This is a genomic window from Brevundimonas sp. UBA4553 (assembly GCF_002387245.1).
Classification (GTDB): domain Bacteria; phylum Pseudomonadota; class Alphaproteobacteria; order Caulobacterales; family Caulobacteraceae; genus Brevundimonas.
This window is the reverse complement of record NZ_DGLD01000019.1, coordinates 306,364-323,303: the sequence shown is the minus strand read 5'-3', so window position 1 is coordinate 323,303 and position 16,940 is coordinate 306,364. Positions and strand designations below refer to the sequence as shown.

Annotated in this window: 12 protein-coding genes; 9 read left to right on the top strand and 3 right to left on the bottom strand. The window is 67.4% G+C overall.

Annotation, left to right across the window (positions count from 1 at the left end):
- Positions 1–214: 214 nt before the first annotated feature.
- The 3 genes from B4A39_RS13995 to B4A39_RS13985 all read right to left on the bottom strand — a co-directional run bounded on the left by B4A39_RS13995 (position 215) and on the right by B4A39_RS13985 (position 6,912).
- Positions 215–2,413 carry a putative bifunctional diguanylate cyclase/phosphodiesterase gene (locus B4A39_RS13995; RefSeq protein ID WP_292037141.1) on the bottom strand — a complete coding sequence of 733 codons (2,199 nt, stop codon included), beginning with the start codon at positions 2,411–2,413 and terminating at the stop codon, positions 215–217.
- Between the two features lie 62 nt (positions 2,414–2,475).
- The gene (locus tag B4A39_RS13990) at positions 2,476–3,057 is read right to left on the bottom strand and encodes a PRC-barrel domain-containing protein (protein WP_292037140.1); all 582 of its coding nucleotides are present in this window, start codon (positions 3,055–3,057) and stop codon (positions 2,476–2,478) included.
- Positions 3,058–3,564: 507 nt separating this feature from the next.
- Entirely contained in the window at positions 3,565–6,912 is a 3,348-nt protein-coding gene (locus B4A39_RS13985; protein WP_292037139.1) for a DEAD/DEAH box helicase, read from the bottom strand.
- A 596-nt stretch (positions 6,913–7,508) separates the two neighbouring features.
- Between B4A39_RS13985 and B4A39_RS13980 the strand changes: the two genes are divergently transcribed.
- From B4A39_RS13980 to B4A39_RS13940, 9 genes are all read left to right on the top strand, one after another.
- On the top strand, positions 7,509–8,126 hold the full coding sequence (locus B4A39_RS13980) for a DUF4334 domain-containing protein (RefSeq protein ID WP_292037138.1): 618 nt from the start codon (positions 7,509–7,511) through the stop codon (positions 8,124–8,126).
- Between the two features lie 450 nt (positions 8,127–8,576).
- Positions 8,577–10,283, top strand: a complete 1,707-nt coding sequence (locus tag B4A39_RS13975; RefSeq protein WP_292037136.1) for a methyl-accepting chemotaxis protein — start codon at positions 8,577–8,579, stop codon at positions 10,281–10,283.
- A complete protein-coding gene (locus tag B4A39_RS13970; RefSeq protein WP_292037135.1) occupies positions 10,284–11,738 on the top strand; it encodes a chemotaxis protein CheW in 1,455 nt (484 codons plus the stop codon).
- Positions 11,735–12,844: a chemotaxis-specific protein-glutamate methyltransferase CheB gene (cheB, locus tag B4A39_RS13965; RefSeq protein ID WP_292037134.1), complete on the top strand. Its 1,110-nt coding sequence runs from the start codon at positions 11,735–11,737 to the stop codon at positions 12,842–12,844. Before B4A39_RS13970 ends, cheB begins: the two co-directional genes overlap by 4 nt.
- Positions 12,841–13,689, top strand: coding sequence for a CheR family methyltransferase (locus B4A39_RS13960; RefSeq protein ID WP_292037133.1), 849 nt, complete (start codon positions 12,841–12,843; stop codon positions 13,687–13,689). Before cheB ends, B4A39_RS13960 begins: the two co-directional genes overlap by 4 nt.
- A complete protein-coding gene (locus B4A39_RS13955) occupies positions 13,686–15,608 on the top strand; it encodes a chemotaxis protein CheA (protein ID WP_292037132.1) in 1,923 nt (640 codons plus the stop codon). Before B4A39_RS13960 ends, B4A39_RS13955 begins: the two co-directional genes overlap by 4 nt.
- Positions 15,605–15,913, top strand: coding sequence for a hypothetical protein (locus B4A39_RS13950; RefSeq protein WP_292037131.1), 309 nt, complete (start codon positions 15,605–15,607; stop codon positions 15,911–15,913). The genes B4A39_RS13955 and B4A39_RS13950 overlap by 4 nt, the downstream gene beginning before the upstream one ends.
- Positions 15,910–16,287: a response regulator transcription factor gene (locus B4A39_RS13945; RefSeq protein ID WP_292037130.1), complete on the top strand. Its 378-nt coding sequence runs from the start codon at positions 15,910–15,912 to the stop codon at positions 16,285–16,287. The genes B4A39_RS13950 and B4A39_RS13945 overlap by 4 nt, the downstream gene beginning before the upstream one ends.
- Positions 16,284–16,937 carry a chemotaxis protein CheX gene (locus B4A39_RS13940; protein ID WP_292037129.1) on the top strand — a complete coding sequence of 218 codons (654 nt, stop codon included), beginning with the start codon at positions 16,284–16,286 and terminating at the stop codon, positions 16,935–16,937. The genes B4A39_RS13945 and B4A39_RS13940 overlap by 4 nt, the downstream gene beginning before the upstream one ends.
- Positions 16,938–16,940 lie beyond the last annotated feature (3 nt).

Here is a 16,940-nt window from a genome sequence, read left to right as displayed (position 1 = left end):
CCGCAACGCCTACCTTTAGTTGTCGATCAAGCAACCGACACCACCTCCATTTGAGCCAATAGCCCCAAGGCCGTGAACCGCCCGCCACCTCGCCGGCCAAGGCGGAAGCTCCAGCACGGCGGGTCCAGGGTCATCGTTTCGCGGCGCGCCAAGGACCCCGCCAATGACGACCCCGGTGAGCCCGTCTCTCGCATCCTGTCCGGCCACAGACGTCTCAATCCGTCAAGGCCCGTAGGGACGGACCGCTCCTGACGCCGCCGGCCCTCTCGGAGCAGGTCTCGTCAGCTGGGCCGGATATCTCGGTCCAGCGCGCGCGCAGGTCGAGGGCCGCCTCGGTGATTTCGACTTCCGACAAGAGGAGCGCGCGCAGTTCGCCGCCCGTCTCCGTGTAGAGGAGCTCGACCGGCGCGCCCGAGGCGTTGGCCTCGCGCGCCAGACGCAGGGCGCACTGTAACGCTGCGCTGCGGCTGCCGAAATGTCCCAGCTGGCGGCGTTCCGACACGACCCGCCATTCGCGGCCGCAGCGGAGGACCGCATAGCGTATCAGGGTTTCCTTCGCCGACCGGGCGCCGACCTGCGACCGCGTTCCGGCGGAGGAAGCCTGGACGATCTCGGGGTCGCGCCTTTGGGCCCGCTCGAAGAGCAGTCGCGTCACGGTCTGCCGGTCCGCCGGCTTGGCGTAGAGGAAGCCTTGGCCCAAGGCGCATCCGAAGCGCTCAAGCAGGGCGGCCTGTTCCTGGGTTTCGACCCCCTCAGCGACCACCCGGATGCCGAGTTTGGAAGCGATTGACACCAGGCCTTCGACGATGGCCGCGCTGCGGCTCTCCGGCTCCATGCGGGCGATGAAGGACTTGTCGATCTTGATGATGTCGACGGGGAGCGACAGGAGGTGTGTCAGGGAGGCGAAGCCCGTGCCGAAATCGTCGAGCGCCACCCGCAGGCCGTTCTCCCGCAGCGACTGGATTTCCCGCGCGATCTCTCCGGATCGCCCCATGTAGACGGACTCGGTGACTTCAAGGATGACGTGTTCGAGCGGCACGTCTTCCCGGTCGAACGCCTTCCGGATGGTCGACATCAGCCGCCCGCCCTGGAAATCCGCCGACGAGGCGTTGATCCCGACATGCTGGAACCAGATTCCCAGATCGAGCCAGGACCGGATGTCCCGCGCGACGATGTCCAGCATGCGCCGCGTCAGAAGCGTGGCCGTATGCGGATCCGAAACCGCTTCCATATAGTCGCCTGCGGCCTGGGTTTCTCCCGACGGCAGGACCACCCGAAACAGCGCTTCCAGCCCGACGATCTCGCCGGTGTCCACGCGGACGATCGGCTGGTAATGGGCGTCGATCCGATCTTCCTGAAGGGCTTCCGCCACCTCGCGGATGGCGGTGAGGCGCCGTGTCATGGTCGTGCCCAGACCGGCCGAATAGGCCACGAAACCGCCGCGCCGCGTCTCCTTGGCGTGGTAGAGGGCGAAGTCGGCGTTCTGCCGCAGGAGTTCGACGCTCGTCCCGCCATCCTGGCTCGCTCCGCCAATGGTGGCGCGCGGAATGATCCTGTGACCATCGCAGGCGATCGGATGGGCGAGCGCCTTAAGAATGGCTTTCGCCCGCTTCTCCATTGTCGCGGCGGCGGCCTCCTCTCCGTCGTCGCGAATGACCACGGCGAATTCATCGCCGCCGAGGCGATAGGCCGTGTGGGGAGACGCCCCTTTTTCGATCGCCGCCGCCGCCGCTTTCAGCAGGCAGTCCCCGGCGCGGTGACCAAAGGTGTCGTTGACGGTCTTCAGATTGTCGAGGTCGATGACCAGGACGGCGCTGGCCGTCGGCGGCGCTTCTTCTCGCGCCCCGAACGGCAGGTTGAACGCCGCCCGGTTGGGAAGCTCGGTCAGCATGTCGATATAGGCGAGCCGGTACTGGTCGCTGGCCTGCCGGGCGCGCTCCACGGCGATCGCGCAGAGATGAATCGACGCCTCCACGACTTCGGCCTCGTGCGGGGTGTGTCGTCTCGCCTCGCGGAAATAAAGGGCGAAGGCTCCGAGCACTTCATCGGACTTGCCATGGACAGGTACGGACCAGCACGCCTTCAGGCCCAGGCCGAGGGGGATCTCAGCGAAACGATCCCAGCGGGGATCAGTCCGGATATCCGGGCATTCGACGGGCTCGCCTGAATGAATAGCCGTCCCGCAGGCCCCCACGTCCGGCCCCACCTGAACGCCGTCTATCTCCGCGCCGAACGAGGCCGGCAGTCCTGGCGCAGCGAGCGGGCGGAGCCGTCCGCCCGCGTCCACCGCGACAATGGAGCAGAGCACGCCCGGAAGACGCGCTTCCACCCGGGCGCATAGGGCGTGCAAGGTGCGGCCGAGGGGCTCGCCTCGAGCGACCAGTTCGAGAATTCCGTTCTGAAGCTTCAGCATAGCCTGGGTCTCTCCCTGCCCAGCGTCCGGTTTCCCGGTTAAGGACTTGCTCAACCAATTGCTTAACGCCGTTCCGCGGACGTCCTTTCCGCTTGACGGACCCGAGCGTCCTGTCCGGCCCGGACATCGGCGGCGCCGGCGGGCCATTGCTCCAACGACAGCGCCGGCATGCTCTCGACCGCCTCCCTGGAAAGACGGCAATGCGCCCCCTCCGGGGTCAGGACGATCATTGTTCGATCCAGGGCGCGGAGCGTCTCGCCCACCCCGCCCAGGCCGCCGACGCTCACGACCAGATAGGCCATGGCCGAAGAGTCGCGGCGAGCCATGACTTCGACCACATGGCCGACGATCTCACCGTCGCTCCCCTGCACGCGCCCTCCGAGGACGGCGCTCAGAGCAACCAGATCCGGCGCCTTCGATCGCTCGCTCGCGGCGCTCGCCCTGGCGCTGGCCTGCTGGTAGCGGGCCTGCCGTCCCAGCCAGCGCCAGACCCCCGCGAGATTGACGAGGGTGAGGAAGCCGTTGGCCCAGAGAAGGTTGGGCTGATCGGTCTGCACGGCGACGACGCACCAGCAGATCGATCCTGCGAAGAAGACGACAAAACCCCAGCCGGTCACCCGTGGCCCGAGGTTCGAGGCCGTCATGACCGCGGCGACCGCCGTTGCAACGGGCGCCGCCCAACCTGCCGCCTCATCCATAACGGACTTTCCCCGCCATCAGCCCTCTTTCATGTCCGGACGCCGCAACCTTCCCCGCGCCTCCCCGCCTCGGGACCCCCATCGACCCGTGGGGCGCTTCCGCGCACAGGGCGTCGGGGATGAAATAGCGAAAAGGTTCGTTCGTTTCCGGAGTTCGATGCCCGACTTTCCGGGACGGGATCGTCCGCTGGATAGTTCAGCAATGACGGCGCTGTCCCGCCCGAGCACGCCAGGTTCCAGGCGAACGTCGCCCGTCCCCCTTGGGCGCCCCCCGTCGCGCCTCAGACCCGCGTCGGCTCAGGCCTGTCCCGGACGCGGGCGTGCTCGATCGGTGTAGGTCGTCTCCATGGACCTCCATGGAAGCCCGTTCTCCCGCCCGGTCGAGGCGCATCGACGCGTTCATCAACACCCCGGAGCCATGGTCCCGGTCCGTCGCCCCGCAAAACTTCAGGCTCACGCCTCGCATTCCGCTGCCTCAGCCAACTCCACGAGGATCGCTTCGAGAAAGACTTGGTCGTGGCGTTCGCCGCCGGACGTTTCGATGAGCAGCCTGTCTCCCGACCAGCGCCAGGCGTCGCTCTTCGGACGACCTTTGGACAGGGCCCGCGCCCGCTTCGTCCGCGCCCTGGACCCGAAGGCCAAGGCCGTCGCCTTGGGTCCGGACACCAGTTCGGTCACGCCCGCGACCCGGGCCAGCGCCGTCAGCCTCCGCGCGTCCAGGAGCGCCGTCACGGTTTCGGGCGGGGGGCCAAACCGGTCCTCGATCTCTTCGCTGAACGCATCGATCTCCTCGGCCGAGACACATCGGGCGAGGCGGGCGTACAGACTGATTCTCACGCTGGGATCGGGCACATAGGTCTCGGGAAAGCGTCCTTTGGCATTCAGGGTCGTCTTCGGCGGCGCGGGCTCGCTCGCGACTTCGCCCCTGGCCTCCCGCAGGGCGCGCGCCAGCACCCGCTGGTAGAGGCTGGCGCCGATCAACCGGATATGGCCGGCCTGCTCCTCGCCGACCAGGTCGCCTCCCCCGCGAAGGTCCAGGTCGCGAGCGCTGATGGCGAACCCCGCTCCCAGTCGGTCCAGGGCCTCGAGGGTTTGCAGCCGCGCGCGCGTGTTCTGAGCAAGCTCCGCCCCAGGATCGCTCAGCAGATAGGCGAACCCCTGGCGTCGCCCTCGCCCAACCCGGCCCCGCAGCTGATGCAGCTGGGCGAGGCCAAAGCGATCCGGTCGCCAGATCACGATGGTGTTGGCCCGTGGCACGTCGAGGCCGTTTTCGACGATGTTGGTGGAAAGGAGGACGTCGCCCCGGCCTTCAGCGAATGTCGACATGGCCGCGTCCATATCGTCGGGCGTCAGCTTTCCATGAGCCACGATCACGCTCAGTTCTGGAACCAGGGCCGACAGACGCGCCGCAAGAGGCTCAAGGTCCTCGATGCGGGGAGCCACCACGAAGCTCTGCCCGCCCCGTCTCTTCTCGCGACGCAGGACGGTCGACAGAGAAGCCCCGTCGTCGTCCGTCATAAAGGTGCGGACGGGGCGTCTCCGCGCGGGCGGGCTGGCGAGAATGCTAACGTCCTGCACCCCGACGAGGGCTCCTTGCAGCGTCCGGGGGATCGGGGTGGCGGACAGGGCCAGAAGATGGGGCGCAAGATCCGCCAGCCGCGCCTTGAGCGCGGCGCCGAAGCGATGCTCCTCATCGATGATCACCAGAGCAAGGTCAGCGAAGACGAGGGTGTCGTCCGCGAGCGCCTGCGTTCCGATCACGACCTGGATCGACCCATCCTCAAGGCCGCGGCGGACATCCTGGACCTCGCCGCCGTCCACGAGCCTGGAAAGGCGTCCGACCTGAATACCGGAGCCCTCGCATCTCTGACGAAAGGTCTCGTAGTGCTGACGGGCGAGAACCGTCGTGGGGGCGGCCAACATCACCTGCCGGCCGGAAAGGGCGACGGCCGCCGCAGCGCGCAGGGCCACCTCCGTCTTTCCGAACCCCACGTCCCCGCACACCAGTCGGTTCATCGGTCGTCCCGACGCCAGATCCCTCAGAACGTCGTCGATGGCGGCGAGCTGATCGACGGATTCCGGAAAGGGGAAGCGGGACGCGAACCGCGCATAGTCGGGTCGGGGCGGCGAGATCCTGTCGGTCGCCGTGGCTTCGCGCGCTCTGGCCATCTCGATCATGCAGAGCGCGGTCGCATCGATCTGGGCGCTGACCTCCGCCCGACGCTTCAGCCATGCCTGGCCGTTGAGACGGTCAAGCTTGATGGCGGCGGGCTCGGCGCTGTAACGCCAGATGCGGCCCAGCTCCTCGACCGGCGCCAGGACTGCGGCTCCCCCATAGTATTCCAGCCGCAGCACGTCCCGCACCACGCCATCCGCCTCGACCTGCTCAAGCGCCCGCAGCACGCCGAGCCCGTGCTCCTCATGAATGACAACGTCGCCGAGGCGCACCTCGGTCTCACCGAACAGATCGGTCGAGGCGCCTGCGCCCTGAGCGATCCGGCCGCCGGTGAGATCGGTGGCGGTCAGCAGGACCAAATCCTCGCGGGCGTCCGCGTAGCCCTCGTCAAAATCCGCAACGAGAGAGACCAGGGCGCCGGGCCCAGCCTCCCCCACGGCTTCCCAGGTCTCAACGGCCGCTGGCGGTTCAATCCTGTTGCGCCGGAGAAGCCTGGCCATCACACGCTGTTCATGAGCCAGCCCGGCCAGCACGACCCGCCGGCCGGCGGCGCGCTGGACCTGGAGATAGCGTTTCAGGCCTGTTCCCGCGGCGCCGGCTCGCGCGAGGTGCGGGACGGGCCCTAGGCCGGCGAGGTCAAGCGCCTCCGCGCCTTCGACAGCGCGTGAGAACTCGGGGAGCGAGAGATAGAGGCTGTCGACGGCCGCCAGCGACCGACCGTCAGCATCGGAAAAACTCCGCCGCGCCTCGAAGGCCTCCCTGATCTGCGCCTCGGTCCGCTCAGCGCGCTCGAGGACGCCCTCGTCCAGAACGATGCGACCGCCCGGCAAGGCCTGAAACAGGTCGCCCAGCGGCTGGCCATAATGCTCCTGCAGATGATGCTCCTCTCCGGGCGTCGCTTCGCGCTCTGCTCCGTCCCCCTCGACCACCAGCTCCGACGCGGCGGTCAGGGAAAGGGCGGACGCACTTTCCCGGGAACGCTGGCTGACGGGATCGAAGGCCTTGATCTCAGCCACGGAGCCGTCCTCGGCCATGACGATGCGAAACGGCGATGTCGCCGCCGCCGGGTAGATGTCGATCACCTCGCCATGGATCGCGATCTCGCCCGGCTCATCCACGCGCTCATCGCGGATGTAGCCTGTCCGGGCCGCGAACTCGGCCATGACTTCCCGGTCAAGCGGCGCGCCGACCGCGATGTCGAAGCGAGCGTCTGCGATGTCTCCGGGCGGCGTCCGCTGCATCATCGCCTCGGGCGAAGACACCACCAGACGTCCCCGCGGTCCCGCCTCCGCGAGCCGGGCCAGCACCGCCATACGACGTCCCATGCTTTCGCGGGACGGCGAGGCGCGATCGTAGGGAAGACAGTCCCAGGGCGGAAACACCATGACGACAGGGTCGTCGTCGGTGATCATGGCTCCCAGGGCGCGGGCGATCTCGTCCGCCCGACGCTCGCTCCCCGCCACCAGAAGCATATCCCCTCCCCCTGCCGCTCTCCACGTCGCGATGAGACGCGCAGCCACGGCGGCGGGCGGCGCCTTTCGACCGGGCCTCAGACCGTCCGGACGCGGGACGCCCCCATCGCCCAGAACGGGCGCGGCGACAACAGGCTCAGGCTTATGGGTCATGGGAAGACTTGCTCCGAAGGCCATAGCCAACTCCGGGGCGGCGATCCGGTTCTGTCGCCCTCTGGACTCTAGACCTGATTTCCGTCCGCTGAATCGGCGCGCACCCGGGTTGTCCCTCGCAGGCTAGCCGCTCGTCGACACGGCGACTGCGAGGAGCAACCGACCTGATCCCTGATCGATCGGTGAGCGTCTTTTTCGCTTCATGCCGCGCGACGGCTCAGCCATGTCGGCCTGGACGTTGGCCGCGCGCCCGGATTAAGAGGCGCCACGGACGTCGCTCCTGGAGTCCTAGTCGTCGGAGGTGGATTGGCTGCCGGGTCGACCAGCTGATGGAACGCGCCCTTCCCGCTACGGGCTTCGATCGGAGCGTATCCGACCTGACCAGCCTCGTCGGAGCGGCGCCATCGTGCAGTCGCCGAGCCGGAGGTCAGTCCTAAGGTCAAAATCAGCTCGACCAGGCCTGCCGCCCACCCGGGCCCTCCGAGGAGATCGAAGCCGACGTAACGACGGCTATGGTCACGCGACCGCGCCGCCCCCTCCCACGCCAGCATGGCCGACGCGGGAACCTCACAGCCGAGCTTGGTGTTCGCTTTCTTATGACTTCTTCAGAATGGCTGGACGATCCTTCCGGCGTGCTCGATCATCTCGCGCGCCATGGCGCCAGCCGACAGGAGGCGCTCGAGCTCTTCGACTATCTGCCGGGAACCGAGGTGAATGAGATGCTCGGTCATTGGCGGGGGCGACCGCTTCACACCGGGCATCCGCTCGACGGCCTGCTTGAGGCGTACGGCTGGCGGGGTAAGGCCTTTCACACCTCGGAAGACGTTGATCCCCTTGTGTTTGATCTTGGCGCGCGGACGTTGAGTTTGGATCCTCGATGGGTCCTGCTTCGCCCACTTGCGTCATCCGTGATGCGAAGCCGAGGGGCGAGCCTCGTCTTCCGCGCGGCGGCGCCCCTTCTCGCGACGCAGTCGCCGACCGCACGGTTGCGTCGCGTGGACTACCGCGGACGGATCACCGCGGCGATGATCTATGATCGCCAGCCTATCATCGACGTTTTCAGGTCCGTGGGACCCAATCATCGGCTGGGCCTGATGGACGCGCGCGGTTTTCCGCCCTTCTTCTTCCTGCTGGACCGCGAGGGAAGCGGCGTCGCCAACTCACCCTGCGTCACGCACGTCGAAGGGGTCGAGGAGAACCGTTCCCATGAGTGATCCCTCGATCGGCGGGCGAACTTTGCGCCCCTGGGAGAAATCCTGCTCCGTCGCGACAGCTCTCGACAGGGCTGGCAATGACCACTGGCGCAGGGAATCAACCATAAGCTTGGCCGTTCAGGCGCTTGTGACACACGTCGTCAGCTAACGTGAGTTATTGCTCGAAGCCGTCCGGCATGCGCTTGTGGCGCACGGCTCTCCAGTTTGGGCGACTTGCCCAGCCGGATTCGCAATGGGGATCGAATGGCCTTGGTGAAAACATCCGCTCTGGCGGGGAAACGCGGCGCGAAGGCGATACCGCATTCAGCGGGGCCGATCGCAGGGCGTTCCAAACCCGTCGCGCGATCTCGCGGGATTCAGACCGCCGCCGAGCGGCTCTCAGCCGCCACGCAGGAGTTGGCCGGAGGCGTCGCGGAAGCCTCGAGCGCAGCCGAGGAGCTTCAGCGCGCGATGGAGCAGATTTCCAGCGGCGCCGAAGAGGCGGCTGGAGCGGCGCATGAATCCCTGGCCGCGGTGAACAATCTGGCGACGAGCTTCTCCCAGGCGAGAGGGCGCGCGGAGCGGTCTCACGGCTACAGCCAGGAGCTGCAAGTCGAGCTGGCCGAGGCGGCGGCGCTGATCGAAGCCTCGGCGGATGCGATCCAAGTGAACGCGGACCGCCAGCGGAGATCGGTTGAAATCGCCAACCGGTTGCAGGCGCAGGCCGTCTCCGTCGATGAAGTGACAGCCTCGGTCGCCGACCTGGCCGACCAGACGAATCTCCTGGCGCTGAACGCCGCGATCGAAGCTGCGCGCGCAGGAGATCACGGCTTGGGCTTCGCCGTAGTCGCCGATGAGGTGCGCGGCCTTTCAGAGGTCTCGGAACAGCGATCGAGACAGGTTGCAGATTTGACCCGGCGGGCGGCTGAAGAGGGTCGCGAAATCGCCCGGAGAATCGCAGGAGCCTCTGAAACCGCATCCGCGGAGGCGCGGTCGGGTCGCGCCGCGATCGCGGAACTGCAGACCATGCGTTCCGCCCTGGTCGACATCACCGAACGCAACAAGGCGATCGTGGCGGCGGCGCTGGAAGCGGAGGGCGCCCTGCGCGAGACCCAGGAGGGGGCCGACAGCGTGGCGAAAGCGGCCGAGGAGCAGTCCGCCGGCGCCGCGGAAGCCCAACGCGCCGTACAGCAGCAGAGCACGGCGCTGGATGAGAGCCGATCTACGGCGGAGGCGCTCGCGGCGGTGGCGGAACGGCTGAACGAAAGCGCTGACGGAACGGCCGCGGCGGAGGAGGCCGGCGCGGCGGCCGAGGCGTTGTCGGCGACCATCCAGGAACTCGCTGGCGCAGCGGGAGAGATTCTCGCCGCTGTCGATCAGATCGGTCGCGGAGCGCAGGCTCAGGCCTCGGCGACGCATCAGGCCAGCGCCGCCATGACGCAGATTCGCAAGGCCGCGGCGGATTCAGAGAACGCTGCACGGGCCTCGCTCGAAGCCGTCGACGACGCGCAAGCGCGTTTACAGGCCAGCCGCACGGCTGTCGCACGTCTGGCTGAGGGCGTGGCGGGCGCCAGCGCGGAAATCGCCGAAGTCCTGATCCTGGTCGAAACCCTGGAAGTCTCCACCTACGCCATTGAGCGCAGCGTCGAAGGCATGACCAATGTCGCCATTCAGACCAACATGCTGGCGGTCAGCGGATCGATTGAGGCGGCGCGGGCCGGTGATCAGGGACGGGGCTTCGCCCTGGTGTCGACCGACATTCGGAACCTGGCTCGTGCGTCCGAGGAGAATGCGGCCCGGGCTCGCGAGACGGTGCGTCTGATGCAGGGGCAGTTGGCGATGGTTCGTCGCGACATGGAGCATATAGCCGCCGTAGGGGAAGCCGAGGCCCAGAAGAACCGCAAGCTGGACGATCGTCTGGCGAAGGTGGCGCTGATCGCTGAAGATCTCAGGGCCGGGAGCGTGGAGATCGCTGCCGGCGCGAGCTCCGCCCTGCAGGATGTCGAACAGGTGCTGATCGGGATCGCCCAGATTGCGTCCGTCGCCGAGGAAGCGAGCTCGGCAGGGGCGCAGGCGGCCACGGCGGCGCGGCAGCAGTCGCAAGGCGCGGAGGACCTCGCGGCCGCGATAGAGGAGATCGCCCTGCTGGCCGATGAACTTCGGACCCGCGAGGCCTAGGTGAATAGAGCGGCCCCGCGCCCCTTCCTGACCTTTTTTGTGGGAGAGGCGCAATTCGCGGCCGACGCCGCGACTGTGTCCGAGGTGTTTCGACAGCCTCGCGTCACGCGCGTGCCCGGGAGCCCCTACAGCCTGCTGGGGATCGCCGCGCTGCGCGGGGCCGCCACGCCCGTGGTCTCCCTGGCCCGTCTTTTCGGCGGAGAAGACACGCCCAGCGAACATTCGCGGCTTTTGCTGCTCGAAGCGGGGCAGACCGTCGGGCTTTTGGTGGATCGCGTGGGCGCCCTGACCCAGTTGTCCGCATCCGAAGCCCCGAAATCGAATGCGGCGTTTGGCCGGTTATACGCCGTCGAGGACGCCGCCGCGCGCGTCGTCGACCTGGAGGGACTGCTGCGACAGGCCTTCTCCCTCGGGACCGGCGAAGTCAGGGCGCGCACGGTCGCCTCCCTCCCCTTTGAGGAGGCCTCCGGGGCGGATCGGGCCATGACCTTGCTGGCCTTCGAACTGGCGGGCCAGACCTACGCCTTGCCGCTCGAGGCGGTCAGCGAGGTTCTCACCTTCCGCGGCAAGTTGACCCGCGTCGCGGGATCCGAGGACATGACGCGTGGCGTGCTGGATCTCCGGGGACGGCTATTGCCTGTCGTCTCCCTCAAGATCCTTCTTGGGCTCGCCGAGAGGGGAGACGACGCCGACCGGGTGATCGTCACGCGTGTCGGAGACGCCTATGTCGGGTTGGCGGTCGACGGTCTCAAATCCATCCTCCGGGTGGCGGAAAACGCCGTCGACCCGGCTCCGGCGGTGCTGAACCGGGGAAAGGGCGAGGCGCAGGTCCAGTCCATCGCCCGGCTTCCAGAGGGCCAGGGGCTGGTTGCGATCCTGTCGACCGAGCGGCTGTTCCGCGATGAGAAGACTGCACAAATATTGGCCGACGGCCGAACCGAGGCGAGGCCGATGGACGAGACCGGGACGACCGGCGCCGCGGAGGCATATCTGATCTTCCGTATCGGCGGCGATGAATACGGATTGCCGCTGGCGGCCGTGGGCGAGGTCGCGCGCCTCCCGGAGCGCCTCACCCGCGTGCCCCGCGCCCCCGCCTTCGTGGAAGGCGTCCTCAACCTCCGCGGCAGGGTCACCCCGGTCATAGATCAACGCCGGCGCTTCCAGGCGCCGACATCCGCAGCCTTGGGACAGCCGCGCGTCATCGTGACGACTGTAGAAGCGCGACAGACCGGCTTTATCGTGGACGCTGTCAGCGAGATCCTCGGCATCGCCGAGACCCAGATGGACCCCGCTCCCGATTTCACAGCTGACGCGGGCCGGCTGTTCACCCGTGTCGCCACGCTGGATGGCGGCGAACGGCTGATCCTGCTCATCGAGCCGAAGGCGCTGCTGGACCGCGCCGAGCGCGACCTGTTGGCCGACATGGACATCTCGAGGATCGGGATCGGATCGTGATCCGCCTCCTGGCCGTCGATGATTCCGCCCTGATGCGACGACTGATCGGCGAGGTTTTCGCCGGCGAGGCGGATGTCGAGGTCGCCTTCGCGAAAAACGGGCTCGAGGCCCTGGCCCTCCTGCCAGAACTCAAGCCCCACGTGATCACCCTCGATATCCAGATGCCCCAGATGGACGGGCTGGCCTGTCTTGACCGAATCATGATCGAGCATCCCTGCCCGGTGGTGATGTTCTCAGCCCTCACAGGGGACGGCGCGCGCGAGACGCTGGACGCCCTGTCGCTCGGCGCAGTGGATTTCATTCCCAAGCCCGGCGGGGCGATTTCCCTGAAGGTCGACGTGTTCGGGCCGCTGTTGGTCGAAAAGGTTCGGTCGGCGTCCGGCGCGCGGCTGGGTGGGACGCACCGTCTTGCCGAAAGGGTGCGCCTGAAAACCGGCGGAACGGCTCTCGCCGGACGACCTCTCGGCCGCCCTCGATCCGTTGCGGCCGCAGCTCGCACGAGGTTGTCGCCCGTCGTGGACGATAGCGTGGAGCGGCTGGTTCTGATCGGCAGCTCCACCGGCGGGCCGCCCGCGTTGGACGCGGTGCTGGCGCCCCTCCCGGCGGACTTTCCCTGGCCGATCGTCGTGGCCCAGCACATGCCCGCCACCTTCACCGGGGCGCTGGCGACCCGGCTGGATCGCCTATGCGCCCTGTCTGTCAGGGAGGTCGTTCGACCGATGGTTCTCGAACCCGGGACCGTCTACATCGCCCGCGGCGACGCGGACCTGATCATCAGCCGTCGTTCCGGCGCGTTGGCGGCCCTGCCGACCCCGACGAGCGCGGCCCACCGCTGGCATCCCAGCGTAGACCGCATGGTCGACAGCGCCCTGGAGCATGTGTCGGCTGAAAGGCTCATCGGCGTGCTGCTAACCGGCATGGGAGACGACGGCGCGGCCGCCCTCTCCCGGCTGAAGGCTGGCGGCGGTCGAACGATTGCCGAAGCGGAAGAAACGGCCGTGGTCTGGGGCATGCCGGGAGCGCTGGTGCGCTCTGGAGGCGCCGAGGCCGTGCTCCCGCTGGATCAGGTGGCGAACGGCCTGACCGATTTGGCGGGGCGGTCATGACCGTCCGGGCGCCGGCCGTCCCGGTCCTGACCGCCGAAGAACTGCGGCGCTTCTGCGACTTTCTCTATGCTCGCACCGGCATGCAGTTCGGCGAGACTAAGCGATACTATATTGAACGGCGCCTTCATGATCGTCTGGCGGCGACGCGCAGCGCGTCCTTCGCCGACTACCTGCTGCGCCTGCGGGCCGACGACGCAGAAACGCGCGCGGTGATCAGCAGCTTCACCGTCAACGAGACCTACTTCTATCGCGAGGAACATCAGCTTCGGTGCCTCAGCAGCAGCCTTCTGCCGGAAATCGTCCGAACCCGAGGCGCCGGCGATCGTATCCGGATCTGGTCCCAGCCCTGCTCGACCGGAGAGGAGGCCTATTCGATCGCCTTGTGGCTGCTCGAGAACTGGCCGCTGGTGGACGCCTATAATGTAGAGATCGTCGGCTCCGACATCGACGGCGACGCCCTGACCGCAGCCAAGGAGGCGATCTACGGCGAGCGGTCGTTGAGCCGGCTGCCCGAAACGGTGGCGAACGCCTATTTCGAACCCTCGAACCGCGGGCGGCGGCGGCTGATCCAGGACCTGCGCGAGTCAGTGACCTTCCGCCCCGCCAATCTCGTCGATCGCGGCTCAATGAAGGATCAGGGCCTCTTCGACGTGATTTTCTGCCGGAACGTCCTGATCTACTTCGATGAAGATTCCCGGGCCAGGGCGGCGGATCACCTGTTCGACAACCTCGCGCCAGGCGGATTCATCTGCCTGGGTCACACGGAGTCGATGTCCCGGATCACCGACCGCTTCACCGTCCGGCGCTTTCCCGACGCCATCGTCTATCAACGGCCCTCGGCATGATGGACGAGCTGCTGACGCAATTCCTGGTCGAGGCGCCAGAGCTGGTGCAGCAGGGCAGCGACGCCCTGCTGGCGCTGGAGCGCCGTCCCGACGACCGGGCGGCGACAGACGAGGCCTTCCGAGCCTTCCATACCTTGAAAGGATCGGTCGGCCTTTTCGATCTTCCCGCCATGGGGCTGGCCCTTCATGCAGGAGAGGATGTTCTGTCCGCGATCCGATCTGGCGGCCGCGTCGCGGACAGCGAGGCCGTGGACGGTCTTCTCGCCGTTCTGAGCCAGTCCGAGCGCTGGCTATCGGCGATCGAGGCGGAAGGCGGCCTCCCCAACGGCGCCGGCGAGGTGGCGCGTCGTCTCGTCGACCAGCTCAAGGTCGGCGCGGCTGGGTCCGTCGGCATCGAACAGATTGAGACGCCGGGGTGGGCGGAGGCCCTGCGAGCCACAACGCCCGCACAAGGCGCGCTCACGGCCGTTCGCTATGCGCCGACCCAGGGCGCCTACTTCGCCGGCGACGATCCGGTGGCCTTGATGGCCGGACTGCCCGGCCTCGTCCGTTTCGATCTCGCCCTGGAGCCCGACGGCGGCGAGACGGACTATGATCCCTTCACCTGTCGCCTGATCCTGCTGGCGCTCACCACGGCGACCGTGGCGGAGGCGCGGGCTGTCCTGCGCTTCGTGCCGGATCAGGTGGAGGTCATCCCCCTGACGCCGCATGACAGCCCTGACCACACCCCGTCAGGCGCGACGGATCGCGCCGGCTTTCGGACGCTGCGGGTCGAGGCGGAGAGGATCGAACGGCTGGCCGCCCTGACCGATGAGTTGGTCGTCGCCCGAACAGCGCTGGCCGCTTTGTCGACCGCCGCCAAGACGGACGATATCCGTGGATTGATCCAAGCCTTGGCGACGCAATCCAAACGTCTGGACCGGCTGACCGGGCAGATACACCATCAGGTGACGGCGCTTCGCATGACGCCGGTCGCCCCCCTGCTCCGCCGTTTCCCGAGGGTGGCCCGGGATCTGGCCCGATCGCTCGGCAAGGAGGTCGACGTCCTGGTGGAGGACAACGGCGTCGAGGCCGACAAGACCATCTTCGACGGCCTCTTAGAACCTCTGACCCACCTCATCCGCAACGCTGTCGATCATGGCGTCGAGACGCCCGCCGACCGGCAGAAGGTCGGCAAGCCGCGCAAGGGCGCGATCCATCTGGCCACCTCGGCCGTATCCGGGCGGTTCGAGTTGATTCTCGGCGACGACGGCGCGGGCCTTGATCCCGCCGAGATCCGTTCCGCCGTGGTTCGCAAGGGGCTGATGTCCGCCGAAGCCGTTCAGGCCCTGGCCGACAACGATATCATCGACCTGATCTTTCTGCCTGGGTTCTCGACCGCAAGCGCGCTCACCGACGTTTCGGGGCGAGGCGTCGGCATGGACGCCGTGCGGACGGCTGTCCAGCGTCTGGGCGGGCGGATCGCCATAGACAGCACGACGGGCCAGGGGACGACCGTTCGTATCTCGCTGCCGCTCAACCTGGCGCTCACCAAGATCATCGTCGTGACCGCGGGGGCGGACCTCTATGGCGTGCCGATAGACTGCGTGCTGGAAATCGTCCGGGTGTCCGGCGGCGCTGTCTCGCCGATCCGCGCCGGAAGGGCTTTCGCCTGGCGACGCCGGACCGTTCCGCTTTTATCCCTGGCGACCCTCGTCGGCGGCGACGCGTCCCTGACCGCCGGAGACGACACGGTCCTCATCATACAGGCGGGTCAGGACCTGGTGGGCCTGACTGTCGATGCGATCGATCACCGCGCCGATGTCGTCGTACGGCCCCTCGACGGCCTTCTAGCGGACATGCCGGGCGTTGACGGGACGACGCTGCTCGGCGACGGCCGGGTATTGATGGTGCTGGATCCGGAGGTTCTGGTCGGATGAGCGTGAGGCTGGACGGCGATCGTCTGTTTCTGGAGGGCGACTGCGGCGTCGAGGACGCCGAACCCGTGGCGGCCGCGCTGGGCGCCCCCTCGCCCCCGCGCGTCGACCTGTCCCGATGTCGACAACTGCACAGCGCCGTGGTTCAAGCGCTGCTCGCCTACCCGGCGGAGTTTGAAGGGGCTCCTGCTGAGGATTTTCTCAACCGCTTCCTCTTGCCTGCGATTATTCGCGCCAGGGCCGCATCCTGCACTGGCCGCCCTTTCCCTCCACAGGCAACCGAGACCTTTCTGGATTCGCCCGAATGACCACCCTCCTGATCGTCGACGACAGCAAACTGGCCCGGATCGTGGTCGGCAAGGCCATCGCCTCGCTCCGGCCTGACTGGAAGAAGCAGGAGGCGGGCAACGCCGACGAAGCTCTTGCGTTGATTGCTGAGGGCGAGATCGATCTGGCGATCCTCGACTTCAACATGCCGGGGCGCAACGGATTGGAACTGGCGGCGGATATTCGCAACGCTCATCCTGAGATGCCGATCGCCCTGGCGACGGCCAATGTTCAGGATGAAATCATCGCGCAGGCTCGAGTCCTGGACGTCACCTTCATTCCGAAGCCGATCACGGACGAGGGCGTGAAGGGCTTCCTCGGCGGCGCCGCGCTGAAGCTGCGCCAACGCGGATGACGGCGTCCCCAATCGACCTCTCCGAGCTGGAGCACGACGCCTTGACCGAGCTGGTCAATATCGGCGTCAGCCGCGCCGCGACCGGTCTGCGTAAAATGGTCGGCGAACAGGTCACCCTGTCCGTCCCCTCGGTCGAGGTGGTCAGTCGCAAGGCCGCCGCCCGGCTCATCCATGAGCGCGAGGCGGGCGAACTCGTCGCCGTTCGACAGGACTTCGACGGCGCCTTTTCAGGACGGGCGCTGCTCATCTTTCCCGAGAACAACGGCGTGACCCTGACCCGGGCGGTCACGGGCGATGAGTTGTCGCCCGAAGACGTCGCGGCCCTCGAGGCCGAGGCCCTGGCCGAGACGGGCAATGTCGTTCTGAACGGCTGCCTGGCGACCATGGCCAATATGTTGGGACGCCCTCTGACCATGTCTCTGCCGCAGGTCCTGCGCGGCGACGGCGCCCTGTTCTTCGAACTGTCCGAGCGTCCTGACGATCAGGGCGTGGTGCTGTTTCTCTATATCAATTTCTCCATCAGCGGCCGGGACATACGGGGCTATATCGCCATGCTGATGGACCTGCCCTCGCTCAGCGCCCTGAAGGTGCTCATCGGCGACTTCATCGATCGCGTCATGGGCGCGGACGACCTCGGCCGGATGGGCTGAAGC

Excerpts from the sequence above, each read along its gene's own strand:
- B4A39_RS13945 (WP_292037130.1), top strand. The coding sequence starts at position 15,910 with ATGACCACCCTCCTGATCGTCGACGACAGCAAACTGGCCCGGATCGTG.
- B4A39_RS13955 (WP_292037132.1), top strand. The coding sequence starts at position 13,686 with ATGATGGACGAGCTGCTGACGCAATTCCTGGTCGAGGCGCCAGAGCTG.
- B4A39_RS13990 (WP_292037140.1), bottom strand. The coding sequence starts at position 3,057 with ATGACGGCCTCGAACCTCGGGCCACGGGTGACCGGCTGGGGTTTTGTC.
- B4A39_RS13950 (WP_292037131.1), top strand. The coding sequence starts at position 15,605 with ATGAGCGTGAGGCTGGACGGCGATCGTCTGTTTCTGGAGGGCGACTGC.
- B4A39_RS13995 (WP_292037141.1), bottom strand. The coding sequence starts at position 2,413 with ATGCTGAAGCTTCAGAACGGAATTCTCGAACTGGTCGCTCGAGGCGAG.
- B4A39_RS13985 (WP_292037139.1), bottom strand. The coding sequence starts at position 6,912 with ATGACCCATAAGCCTGAGCCTGTTGTCGCCGCGCCCGTTCTGGGCGAT.
- B4A39_RS13960 (WP_292037133.1), top strand. The coding sequence starts at position 12,841 with ATGACCGTCCGGGCGCCGGCCGTCCCGGTCCTGACCGCCGAAGAACTG.
- B4A39_RS13975 (WP_292037136.1), top strand. The coding sequence starts at position 8,577 with ATGGAGCAGATTTCCAGCGGCGCCGAAGAGGCGGCTGGAGCGGCGCAT.
- B4A39_RS13980 (WP_292037138.1), top strand. The coding sequence starts at position 7,509 with ATGACTTCTTCAGAATGGCTGGACGATCCTTCCGGCGTGCTCGATCAT.
- B4A39_RS13940 (WP_292037129.1), top strand. The coding sequence starts at position 16,284 with ATGACGGCGTCCCCAATCGACCTCTCCGAGCTGGAGCACGACGCCTTG.